The sequence below is a fragment of the Hominimerdicola alba genome (assembly GCF_900112155.1).
Classification (GTDB): Bacteria; Bacillota; Clostridia; order Oscillospirales; family Ruminococcaceae; genus Hominimerdicola; species Hominimerdicola alba_D.
The window spans coordinates 55121-68241 of the sequence record NZ_FOKQ01000016.1 but is presented as its reverse complement, the minus strand read 5'-3'; the positions used below and the strand labels follow the sequence as shown (position 1 = coordinate 68241).

Below are 13121 nucleotides of genomic sequence, written 5' to 3'. Positions count from 1 at the left end.
TACAAAAGATACTGTTTTTGATCAATAATTTTTCAGGAGGTTATAATATGAGAAACGCAATAAAACGAATCGCAGCGGCAGCAGCTTCGCTGTCTGTTGCGCTGAGCGGCTTTGCAGGCATTCCTCAGCTGACTGCAAGCGCTGCATACGGTCAGGGCGGCAATGGCACCGCCATTATGGAGTACCTCGACCGCGGCATTTATGCTATAAAGTCGGGCAACGGTATGTTCATCAGCTGGAGATTTTGTGCTAATGACGCTGACGAGAGCGAGTTCCGCCTTTACCGCGATAACATTCTTATCTATACCAGCAAGGCGGGTCAGGCTACCAATTACTGGGACGCTTACGGCAGTTCAAACTCGGTATACCGTGTTGATACCTATGTGAACGGCGTTCTGAAGTCTTCCGATACCAGCAATTTCACATCGGGTTCCAATTATTTCGATATCCCGCTGAACAATCCCGATTCAAGCAAATATTCTCCCAACGACTGCTGTGTTGGCGACGTTGACGGCGATGGTCAGTACGAGATATTCCTGAAATGGGACCCCAACGATTCACAGGATAACTCAAAGACAGGCTATACCAGCAAGGTGTATATCGATTGCTACACCCTTAAAGGCAAGCAGCTGTGGCGTATCGATATGGGCAAGAATATCCGTGCGGGTCAGCATTATACACAGATGTGCGTAGCAGATTTCGACTGCGACGGCAAGGCTGAGCTCATCACCAAGACCTGCGACGGCACTATTGACGGCACAGGCAGTGCTATAGGAAATGCTTATGCAAACTATGTTGACAGCTCAGGAACTGTACTGACAGGTCCCGAGTACCTGACACTCTTCGAGGGTGCTACAGGCAAGGCGCTGGATACCATTGATTTCCCTGTACCCAGAGGTACTGCAACAGGCAATACCGCAAAGAGCACATGGGGCGATAACTACGGCAACCGCTGCGAACGCTACAATGCTGCTATCGCTTATCTGGACGGAGTACACCCCTCGGCTGTATACGGCAGAGGCTATTATACAAGGCTTTCACTTTCTGCGGTAGATGTACGCAACGGCAAGCTTGTTAAACGCTGGGTATACGACACAGGATTCAACACCAGCGACCCCGCTTACGGTCAGGGCAACCACAACGTTATGGTAGCTGACTTCGATAACGACGGCAAGCAGGAAGTCTGCATGGGTGCATCATGCTTTGATGACAACGGTTCTCTGCTGTGGACAACAAGACAGGGTCACGGCGATGCTATGCACGTAGGCGACCTTGACCCCAACCACGAGGGTATCGAAGTATTCCTCTGCCACGAGAGCGGAAGCTACGGCATATCCCTTATCGACGGCAGAAACGGCAACAAGATCTGGCACTATGACGGCGACAAGGATACAGGCAGATGCTGTGCCGATAATATTCTGGCAGGCAACGGCTCCGCTGAGTTCTGGGGTTCAAGACCCGCAGGTGCTGTTTACAACGCACAGGGCCAGCAGATAGCAACCAAGCAGCCTTCCACCAACTTCCTTATCTACTGGGACGGCGACCTTGAGCGTGAACTGCTGGATAACATCTACATCACAAAGGCGACAGCAGCTAACAACTATCAGACCATATTCACAGCTGACGGCTGTGCTTCAAACAACGGCACAAAGTCTGTTCCCTGCCTTACTGCCGACATCTTCGGCGACTGGCGTGAAGAGCTGGTACTGCGTACCGAGGATAACTCCAGACTGCGCATATTCTGCACAAATACCGAAACAAGCGTCCGCATGACAACACTTATGCACGATATGCAGTACCGTATGCAGAACGGCTGCCAGCAGTCTTCCTACAATCAGCCCCCTCACACAAGCTACTATCTTGGCAGTGAAGCGGCTGTTCCCGGCAGACCCAATATCAAGCTGAACAACACTCCTCCCGAGCCCGTCAACGGCAATCTGGTAAAGAACTTCCTCGTTAAGGACAGCGCAAATGCTGACGGCTGGAAGCTGATGTCTTCCAACACCACAGGCGGACTTATCTACGGCGACAGAGATTTCACCTATACATCTTTGGCTTCCGATCTCCAGAACTGCGAGTACATCATGACAGCCTGCAACTCCAAGAACACCGACGCTGATCTTGCAGAGTTCACAGCTGACAAGGATATGGAAGTTTATGTAATGGTGGATGACCGTGAAATATCAGCAGGCATGATACCCTACTGGCTCAGCGGTTACACCAGAACTTCCCTGACAGCAAGTTCAAGCAACGATGTAACATATACAGCTTACAAAAAGGAATTCAATGCAGGCGATAAGGTAGTTCTCGGCACTAACGGCATGACAGGCTATGTTGTAAACTACACTGTATTCGTGAAAGAGAAGTCACAGCCCAACTGCCCTCCTCCTTCCATGAATATCAGAGTTAATTACAACACTCAGTACCACCAGATACAGTTCGTCTGGGACAAGGTCAGTGGCGCTGACAGATACGGTATCGCTGTATATCTGGCAGGCAAGTGGAGAGTCCAGACTTCCAGCATCACAACCAACAGCTATGTAACTCCCAAGAACCTGACACCCGGTATGACATACAAAGTTGCTATCGCAGCCAGGGTAAACGGCAAGTGGGATACAATGGATGCTATCAAGAATTATGTAACTGTTACTGTAAGGTAATATAGTTACCCCGATAAAATACATACTTCCCAAAAAAGAAGAGAGCTCACAGGTATTTTGCCTGTGAGCTTTTCTTCTGCAAAACAACAGCCCCCGTCTTCACGAGGGCTGTTTATCTTATCCGTATAAACGGAATAATATTTTTCCGACGGGCTGCCAGGTCAAAAGGAGAAATGAGCAAGCTTCTTGATAACACAAATTTAAAAGCAGCCCCATCGGCTTTGGAGAAAAGAGTTTAGGAAGGTTTTAAACATTTTTTGTAAATGACGCCGAAACTATCCACATATCGTCCGCATATACTGTGGTTCCTGCAAATGTGTCCGCTATATGAATACAGACTACATCATTTACTGTAATACGGTTGCCCTTTTCTTTTGGACTCATGGCAAGATTTCCAAAAGTTTCCACCGCATTGTACATCATTAAGATTAACTTATGATATTATTTTGTTCAAAAATGCTAACCTTTCTACTGTCATCATTATAGCACATAAAAATATAAATGTCAATAGAATTTATAAATTTTTATCTTATAACAAATTAATAATTGCTGATATATCATCTGTAGCTGCCAAATTTTTTCTTGAATTCCGTCTTGTTTTCGTACATCGCCTTGTCGGCGCGCTTGAAAACGAAATCCAGCGTCATATCATCTGAAGCTTTTTCTGCCATGCCCACAGCCGCCGAGAATCTGTCCCAGGGCTCAGCTTCGGTATGGGAATAGCTTTCTTCAAAATCAGATCTCAGCTGGTCAAATATCTCCCAGCGGTTCTGATAATCAGTGCCCTGCAGCAGTACCAGGAACTCGTCACCGCCTATCCTGTACACGGGGGAATGCTTGTAAGCCTCGCATATCATTCGGCAGCAGCCCTTTATATAATGGTCTCCCGACTTGTGTCCGTACTCGTCGTTTATCCGTTTGAGATTGTTCATATCCACCATGACGATAGCGAATTCTTTAGGATATTCGGCGGTGAAATCCTCGGTCTTCTTGATGTATGCCGCCTTGTTGCCCACACCTGTAAGGGCGTCCTTGTATGTCTCGATACTCAGCTGACCTATCTGCTGCTGCTGCGCTTTGATGTCGGCTTCGGCTTTCAGCTTGTCAGCCTGCAGATTGTAGAGGTCGTTCAGCTTGTCGATGGTATCGATCTCCATATGGCGTATACATCGGTATATCTCGCCTATCTCGTCATTTCGGTCGATATCAAGGTCAATGACACCTGCTTCTTCATAGCTGAGATGTTCCGAGGGTTTGAACTTTTTTATCTCCCTTGTCATAGCATCGAGGGGTCTTATCAGCAGCTTGTTGACGAAAAGCACGGCACCTGTCAGCACCACAGCCACAAATCCCAGAGATCCCAGCACAAGGTAGACCAGCAGTCTGGTTCGTGCTTTCATAACATCGTCCATGTCGAAATCACAGCCCACTACACATACACATTCGCCCTTTGTATCGTAAACGGGCTCAAAATCCGAACAGAGCCAGCCCCAGTCGCCGTTTGATATGGTAGGCTCAGGCAGGGCAGCAAGATCCATACCCAGCAGTTCCTTTTCACGGTCCTCATAGTAGCCGATATCGGATAGGGGAGAAGTGTCATCGTTGACAATGTACATATCCTGCTCAGCGTCCTTATCGCCATAGGCAAGCACGTAGATATATTTCATATCCTTGATATTGCTCACATACTGCGATATATAATCACGGGTACGGCAGTACTGCTCAAACAGACCTTTCTCTCTTAGGTATTCTTCAATGGGAGCGTCGTCATCTTCTTCAGCCGCTTTCGCCCTGATCTGCTGATAGTTTTCATCTTCCGCCGCGGCTCTAAGCTCTGCAAGATAGTCGCCGTCCATCATCGAAGCAACATTTTTTGCGTTATCGGAAGCGCACTGCTTGTAATAGGCATCTATTCGGTTGATACTGGTGATAAATGCTATCATGGCAGTCCCTGCCGCCACCGCGAACACCGTCAGCGTCACGAAAAGATACATTTTTATTTTAATAGAAAAGCGTTTGTTATCGTCTGTCATGCAGTATTCACCTCTTTGGTTGTTTGATAATCAAAGTAGTTCATTTATATTATACTATATTTTCATAATTTAGTCAATATTATTGTTGAAATTTTTCAATTAATTATTTAAAATCAGGGATCGTAAAAATGAAAAACTTATTGCCAAATGCTTGACTATTATTTATGGATGTGGTATAATATAACTAATAATCTTGGGTAATTTTGTGATTTTTAGTAATCAAGCACAAAAACTTCTGCGTGCTTATTATTTTTTGATCAAAGAGTCGGTGGAATAGTTATTTAATGGCAATTTATAAAGTGGTGATAATATGAACAGCAAAGGCAAAGGTATACTGCTGATGAAGGAATACCTTGAAAAAGCATCAGGGGCGGGGAGCATGAGCGAACTTAGCACCCTTGACGAGAAATACAAAGCTATGCTTGCCGATGTGGGTGAAGACGGATTGATGGAGCTGCATCAGGCCTTTTCTGCTTACGCCCACAGCGTCATGCAGCAGCTTGAAGAAAAGAACAGCTCCGGCGGTGCAGCCGAGCTTTCGGGAGCTGCAAGGAACGAATATCTGAAAGTGCAGCAGCTGCTTGATGTCAATCAGCTGACCTACCATTTTCAACCTATAGTACGTGCCGATAATGGACAGATATTCGCCTATGAAGCCCTGATGCGCGCTGACGGCGTGGAGGGGATAACTCCGTTCCATATACTGAAATATGCAGAGCTTTCCGGCAGACTCAGCGAGGTGGAGGAATACACGTTCCTGAATGTGCTGAACCTGCTGAAAGAAAACAGCGAAAGTCTTCATGGCAGACCTGTGTTCATCAACAGCATAGCCAATGTGCGAACTTCCCCCGAAAAGGAACAGGAGATAGAGCTTCTGCTTGAAGACCACGCTGATATAGTGGTCATAGAGATAACGGAGATATCGGAATTCGATGACAGCAAGCTGGCTAAGATAAAGGAAAAATACGATTCTCTCGGCATACCCATAGCCATAGACGATTTCGGCACGGGATATTCCAATATATCAAACCTGCTTAGATACACACCTAACTTCGTCAAGATAGACAGAATGCTAATCACGGATATAGCCAATAATACCAACAAAAAGCACTTTGTCCGCGAGATAATAGATTTCTGCCATGAGAACGGTCTTAAAGCCCTTGCTGAGGGCGTTGAGACTTACGATGAGCTCCGCACGGTGATACTGCTGGGTGTTGACCTGATACAGGGATTCTACACTGCACGTCCCTCGGCAGAGATACTATCCGAGATACCTTACGAGCGCCGACAGGAGATAGTCGAGTGCCGCCACGAACTTGAAGACGGCAGACGATTGAAGATATACTCAGCGGAGAAGTATGAGAAAGTATCACTGGAAAGACTTGGCAAAGAGGGCTACAGCTGTATACACATCGGTTTCAGGTATCACGACGGCAATGTTACCATAGTCGGTTCGGAGAATTACGATTCGGGCATACATATACTCTGCTCCGACGGATTCAACGGCATGGTGGTGCTGGAGAATGCCCATCTTTCAAACATCGTAGGCAGACCCTGCATAGATATCGGCAACGAGAGCTGTATAACCCTGCGTCTTATGGGCAGCAATAAGCTGACAGGGGGCGGAATAAGGGTGGACGAAAGCTCCAAGTTCAGCACCGAGGGTACGGGCGACCTGGATATACAGCTGGGTGATGCAGATTACTACGGCATCGGCAATGACCTGTCATCTGCCCACGGCAGACTTGAATTCGGTCATGACGGCACTATATCGGTGAACGCCAAAAGCCATACGGGTGTGTGCATCGGCTCGGGCAGAGGCGGTGAGATATCCATCGGCAGGGGCAGATACACCTTAAATACAGCAGGAGCTTCCAGCGTTGGCGTAGGAGCTTTTGACGGAGATTCAAAGATAGAGATACTGGGCTGTGACCTTTCAATGGCTCTCAACGGCGCATTCAACGTTGGTATTGGCGCTGTGGGCGGCAGTGCGAAGATACATATGATCTATTCCAGCGTGAATGTCAATCTGAACAGCCAGATGGCAACAGGCGTAGGTACACTTACCTGCGGCAACGCGGATATCCATATCGAACAGCTGAACATACATGAGAATATCCATGCCTTTGAACTTACAGCCTTTGGAGCGCTGCGCGGTGATTCGGATATCAAACTGGAAAGCGCAAACGTGGATATCTCGGCTGACGGTTCAAAAGCACTGGCTTTCGGTTCGGCAAACGGCAGGACTGACATTTCCACTGACGGCGTTACCCTTTCTGTGGATCTGGCGAACTCGCTGGGATATATCACCACAGCCGAAAATATCAGGAATGTTGGAGGCAGGACTTCCATAACCATAAACGGCAGCGAGTGCGATACTATCCTGGCGTGCAGCGGTAAAAGCGAATAATATCCCTGTCAGAAAGATCTCATCTTCGGGAGGAGGTTTAGACCTTGAAGATATTCCGTACAAAAAGGCTGATAATATTTACCGCTTTGCTTCCTCTTGCAATACTGATGTGCGTTATCGTGGGCGAAATGTGCATAGGTACCCCCGAGGGCGATGCGCTTGCCCCTGCCTGTGACCTTTCAGAGGGCTGGGTGACTGAGAGCGGCGAAGAGATATCCATAAAAAGCCTGCCGAAGGAAAAGGTGATCATAAAGCACAGCCTTGCCGATACAGAGGTTTTGGGAAGAGACCTATGTTTACAGACACATGACGGCGATATAGCAGTATATTTTGACGGCGAGCTCGCCTACGAATTCAGGTATTCCGCTTCTGCACCGCTGTACGGATTCTCCTACGGTATGCGCGTACATATGATAGCCATACCCGAAAATGTTTCAACGGTAACGCTGGAGATATCTCCGCTGTATAAAAATGCCGCGGCAAAGATAAAAAATATAAAGATAGAAGAATCGGGCGTATTCCTCAACGACCTCTACCAGAAAGAACTGCCCGGATTTGCCGTTTGCGTACTGATACTGATGTACGGCGTTCTTATGCTGACAGGCGGTTGTATACGCGGAAATTCTACCGAGAGCAACAGCGTTGATTTCTTCTCACTGGGCGCGTTCGCGGTGCTGGTGGGAGTGTATGCCGCCAACGAGACCATGGTGTTTCAGCTTATTACTGAAAGGTCAGCTTTTGTGCGATTCTGTGCGGCGCTGTCACTGATGTTCATCTCCTATTTCCCTGTGTCCTTCGTGGCAAGCGTGACTCATCAGCGTGATACGGTATTCCTGCCCATAATGTTCGTGTATAATACTCTGAACTTTATCGTGACTTCTGTACTTTCACTGCTGGGCAAAAGCGATGTGGCGCTTATGCTGACTGTATCACATATCGGCATTGCATTGGCGCTGATAATGACCGTAGTCCTGATGGTGCGGGCATTCAAAAAGACGGATACCGACCGCAATCTGCTGTATATGGTTATAATCGGAATGTCATCGGCGCTGGCAGGTGCCGCTGCAGATATCCTGAGATACCGTCTGGTAAATATAAGGATATTCGGCAACAGCTTTTTCACACGTATAGGAGTGCTGGTCTTCATGGTGCTGATGGGCATATTCCTTATGAGCGAGCGCACACGTCTTGCGGTTGAAAAAGAACGTTCGGCACTGATGGAAAAGCTGGCGTATACCGACAGCCTTACAGGGCTGAACAACCGTCTTGCATTCCACCGCAAGGAGAATGAGATTCGTACAGAACATCTAAGCTGTACCGTTATACAGCTGGATATCAATGACCTGAAAAAGGTCAATGATGTATACGGCCATGCTGAGGGCGACAGGCATATCATCAATGCGGCGAACCTTATCACGAGCAGTTTTGATAATATAGGCACCTGTTTCCGCACAGGCGGCGATGAGTTCATAGTTATCGCCCAGAAAGTCGGAGAAGCAGAAGTATCCGCAGCGTTGGCAAAGCTTGAAAAAGAATCGGCAGAATACAACGAAAAGAATGCTCCCCCTGTACCAATGCAGATAGCCTACGGCTATGCACAGTACACAGCGCGGGCAGATATGCTTGAAACAGCAGAACAGCTGGCGGATAAGCGTATGTATGAGAAGAAAAAGCAAATGAAAGATGATTCACAATTCATGGTTTATAATTCATAATTGTTGGCAGGGCAGCGGACTTTGCGGGGCTTAGGATAGCATGGCGGTAAACGTGGGAAACTCCGACGCAGAATAAGCAAGGTAAGCACAACAAAGCAGTGTGCGAATAGAGCTTTGGCGCAAGCTTTTCGCGAAAGGCTTGCGGGAGTTTGAGGGCAGAGCCCTCAACTCAAGGCGCTAAACCGACGTGGCAAGAGCGCTGTAAATAGAACAGCAAACCACCCGCCCTATTAAAAAGGTGCGGCAATAAAAAATCTCAGAGCGTGGACAATTCAAACGTCCACGCTCTTTCTGTTTGCGTAAATATATTGTCGCGCCGTCATCGGACAGCGAAACGTTTCCGATGACTCGCCCCGTCAGGAGCGAAATGCCCACCGCAGTACAAGTATTATCATACAAACACAAAAGTTTCACGTGGAACATTTATTTTCAAGCAAGCAGAATAAATATGCAGCCGCAAGCCGGCGCATCCGATCGCATGATCATGTTCCCGGCGGTGCAAACCGCGATCCGTATATCAAAAATTTACAACCATATATTTGAAATCGCAAATGGCATATGGTATAATAAAATCGTATCTGAATAATAAAAATATGTGAGGGAGAAAAATGAAAAATAAGAAATTGATGATCTCAATATGTGTTGTATGTATCGTGCTTGTGAGGATCTTTACACCATATCTCGGTAAGCCGTTTTTGATCTATTGCAGTGATCAGAACGGTGATGAAGGCTTTCATATGTCAGGCAATGTCAAGGGAATGTTTGTTTATTCGGAAAATGAACCGTGTATAAAATTTATAAGATACTGTCCCGAACTTGAAAAAATTGATTTCGTCGGACCTTTTTCCAAAAGCCTGAATTTAAATGATGTTTCAAATCCCAATTTGAAAAAATTGCATCTTGGCGGTAAATGTGATAACTGGTCGAGTCTGAACAAGTGTACTGGATTGAAAGAACTGAGGATCGGTTACTTTAGCGGATTTACAACTATCGAAGATATATCCGGATTAAAAGAATTAGAAACATTAGCTATAGATGGCGGGAGAGAATTGTCTTTAAACGAATTGAACGAACTGAAAAACATAAAAGAACTTAGCATCTATTGCGGAGATGACATTAACTGTGAAGATTTTTCTCAGCTGGAAAAATTGGAAACACTGGAGATCAGCACCTGCGAAAAGATCTCGGGACTTGATAAAATGGACACTGTAAAATCATTGACTTTACATCAGTCCGATCCTGAGATCGGAAATGACATCTGCGGTATGGATTCACTTGAAGAAGTTACGGTTGATGCCAGGTTTTCTGAAGAAGTTGAAAACGCACTCAGAGAAAAAGGTGTATCGATAAATTACTGAGAATGATAATTCGGGCGTATGGGTGCGCAGACTTCATCTGCGAAAGATGTAAAAAGTTTGTGAACTCTCTTTACAAACAGCGGGATATATTGTATAATATATAAGTCATATTGTGCGTGACAGGAACGCACAGGCATAAGTATCCCTGCATCAGAATACGGGTCACGCTTCGGTAAGAAGAAAGTACCTGCCGTATGCCGACGCAGAGGAAAATATTTTTAAGAAAGAGGTACAAAATTATGCTGAGAAAAGACGAAAAGACAGCCGTAATCGAGGCTAACAGAACTCATGAGACCGACACAGGTTCCCCCGAGGTACAGATCGCTATCCTGACAAAGAGGATCAGCGACCTCACAGAACACCTGAAGGTTCACAAGAAGGATAACCACTCCAGAAGAGGTATGTACAAGATGATCGGTAAGAGAAGAAACCTTCTCAACTACCTGAAGAAGAACGACATCGAGAGATACAGAACTGTTATCGACAAGCTGGGTATCCGTAAGTAATCAAGTTAAGATCATCAAGGCAGAGACGGTAATCCGTCACTGCCTTTTGGTGTTTTTAAAAACAGTAAAATTATGTTCGCGTGACGGTTTTTTAGCATTGATCGGAGAGTGTAAAAGCACATTGTTTCTGCACTCTGCGCTTTATGCTAAAGCCTTTGCCGGACAGTATTAAGGAGGATAATCAATATGTTTGAGAACGCAAGGACTTTTGAAACTACTTATGCAGGCAGACCCGTCGTTGTTGAGACAGGCAAGACCTGCGGACTTGCAAACGGTTCATGCTGGGTAAGATACGGCGAGACCGTTGTAATGGCTAATGTTACAGCTTCCAAGAAGCCCAGAGAGGGCGTTGACTTCTTCCCTCTTTCCGTTGATTTTGAGGAGAAGATGTATGCAGTAGGCCGTATCCCCGGTTCCTTCACCAAGAGAGAGGGCAAGGCAAGCGATAAGGCTATACTGACTTCAAGATGTGTTGACAGACCTATCAGACCTCTGTTCCCCAAGGACATGAGAAACGATGTAACTGTTGTTATGACAGTACTGGCAGTTGATCCCGACAACTCACCCGAGATCACAGGTATGATCGCTGCTGCTATCGCTATATCTATCTCCGATATCCCCTGGAACGGACCTGTTGCTTCCATCAACGTAGGCTATGTTGACGGCGAGCTGGTACTGAACCCCACTCTTGAGCAGAGAGCTAACAACAAGCTGAACCTGACAGTTGCAGGTTCTGCTGAGAAGATCGTTATGATCGAGGCAGGCGCTGAGGAGATACCCGATGATCTGATGCTGAAGGCTATCGAGACAGGCCACACTGAGATCAAGAAGATGGTAGAGTTCATCAAGGGCATCCAGAAGGAGATCGGCAAGCCTAAGTTCGAGTTCGAGTCTATGGAAGTTGACCACGACCTCTTCGATGAGATCGAGGCTATGGTAGGCGAGGACGTTAAGAAGGCTCTCGATACCGATGACAAGAACGTAAGAGATGCAAGAATGCAGCCTATATATGATGCAGTTCACGAGAAGTATGACGAGCAGTATCCCGATCAGGGCGCTATGCTTGAGGAAGTACTCTACAAGCTCCAGAAGAAGATCGTTAGAAACTGGCTCTACGAGGGCAAGCGTGTTGACGGCAGAGGTATCGACGAGATCAGACCTCTCGCTGCAGAAGTTGGCGTACTGCCCAGAGTTCACGGTTCTGGTATCTTCACCAGAGGTCAGACACAGGTAATGACTATCTGTACTCTCGGCCCTGTTTCCGACGCACAGAAGCTTGACGGTCTTGATGAAGAGACCAGCAAGAGATATATGCACCAGTACAACTTCCCCAGCTACTCTGTAGGTGAGACAAGACCTTCCAGAGGTCCCGGAAGACGTGAGATCGGTCACGGCGCACTGGCTGAGAGAGCTCTTGTTCCTGTACTGCCCAGCGTTGAGGAATTCCCCTACGCTATCAGATGCGTATCCGAGGTTCTTTCTTCCAACGGTTCCACATCTCAGGGCTCTATCTGCGGATCTACCCTGGCACTGATGGACGCAGGCGTTCCCATCAAGGAACCCGTTGCAGGTATCTCCTGCGGTCTTATCACCAAGGAAGACGGCAGCTGGATGACAATGGTTGATATCCAGGGTCTTGAGGACTTCTACGGCGATATGGACTTCAAGGTTGGCGGTACCAAGAACGGTATCACTGCTATACAGGTCGATATCAAGGTCGATGGTCTGACTATGGACATCATCGCAAGCGCTTTCGAGAAGACAAGAAAAGCAAGAATGTATATCCTTGACGAGATCATGCTCAAGGCTATCCCCGAGGTTAGACCCGAGGTCAGCAAGTGGGCTCCCAAGATGCTCTCCACCAAGGTTCCTGTTGATAAGATCAGAGAAGTTATCGGTTCAGGCGGAAAGGTCATCCAGAAGATCTCCGCTGAGTGTGATGTCAAGATCGATATCTCTGAGGACGGCAGCGTATTTGTCAGCGGTCTGGATAAGGAGAAGGCACAGGCTGCTATCAACATCATCAACACCATCGCAAACGATCCCGAGATCGGTGCTATCTACAAGGGCAAGGTCGTTCGTATCATGAACTTCGGCGCATTTGTTGAGATCGCTCCCGGTAAGGATGGTCTTGTACATATCTCCAAGCTGGATAAGTCCAGAGTTGAGAAGGTAGAGGACGTTGTATCCATCGGCGACGAGATCGTTGTAAAGGTAATGGAGATCGACGAGCAGGGCAGGATCAACCTTTCCAGAAAGGACGCTCTTGCAGACCTTGCTAAGAGAGCTGCCAACAAGGAATAATTATTATCTGAAATGGCTTTATGCAGGACGTATCTACGGGTGCGCCCTGCATAGCTGTAATTATATGAAAATGAGTCGGGTTACGGAATATTCGCATAACAAAATATACATAATTGCGTAACAAAAAGATGAAAA

At 46.9% G+C, this 13121-nt stretch carries 7 protein-coding genes; 6 read left to right on the top strand and 1 reads right to left on the bottom strand.

Features of this window, described 5'->3' with window-relative positions; genetic code table 11:
- Positions 1–47: 47 nt before the first annotated feature.
- A complete protein-coding gene (locus BM265_RS10240) occupies positions 48–2660 on the top strand; it encodes a rhamnogalacturonan lyase (protein WP_074961522.1) in 2613 nt (870 codons plus the stop codon).
- Between the two features lie 557 nt (positions 2661–3217).
- On the opposite strand, the gene BM265_RS10235 is transcribed toward BM265_RS10240, so the two are convergent.
- Entirely contained in the window at positions 3218–4693 is a 1476-nt protein-coding gene (locus BM265_RS10235) for a GGDEF domain-containing protein (protein WP_074961520.1), read from the bottom strand.
- A gap of 310 nt (positions 4694–5003) precedes the next feature.
- Here BM265_RS10235 and BM265_RS10230 point away from each other — a divergent pair, with 310 nt between their 5' ends.
- From BM265_RS10230 to BM265_RS10205, 5 genes are all read left to right on the top strand, one after another.
- Positions 5004–7103, top strand: coding sequence for an EAL domain-containing protein (locus BM265_RS10230; RefSeq protein WP_074961518.1), 2100 nt, complete (start codon positions 5004–5006; stop codon positions 7101–7103).
- A gap of 44 nt (positions 7104–7147) precedes the next feature.
- On the top strand, positions 7148–8818 hold the full coding sequence (locus BM265_RS10225) for a GGDEF domain-containing protein (RefSeq protein WP_074961517.1): 1671 nt from the start codon (positions 7148–7150) through the stop codon (positions 8816–8818).
- Between the two features lie 608 nt (positions 8819–9426).
- Positions 9427–10176 (top strand): hypothetical protein, encoded by a 750-nt coding sequence (locus BM265_RS10215; RefSeq protein ID WP_074961514.1) that lies wholly within the window; start codon positions 9427–9429, stop codon positions 10174–10176.
- A 239-nt stretch (positions 10177–10415) separates the two neighbouring features.
- Positions 10416–10682, top strand: coding sequence for a 30S ribosomal protein S15 (gene rpsO, locus BM265_RS10210; protein WP_074833197.1), 267 nt, complete (start codon positions 10416–10418; stop codon positions 10680–10682).
- Between the two features lie 186 nt (positions 10683–10868).
- Positions 10869–12986, top strand: a complete 2118-nt coding sequence (locus BM265_RS10205) for a polyribonucleotide nucleotidyltransferase (protein WP_074833195.1) — start codon at positions 10869–10871, stop codon at positions 12984–12986.
- Positions 12987–13121 lie beyond the last annotated feature (135 nt).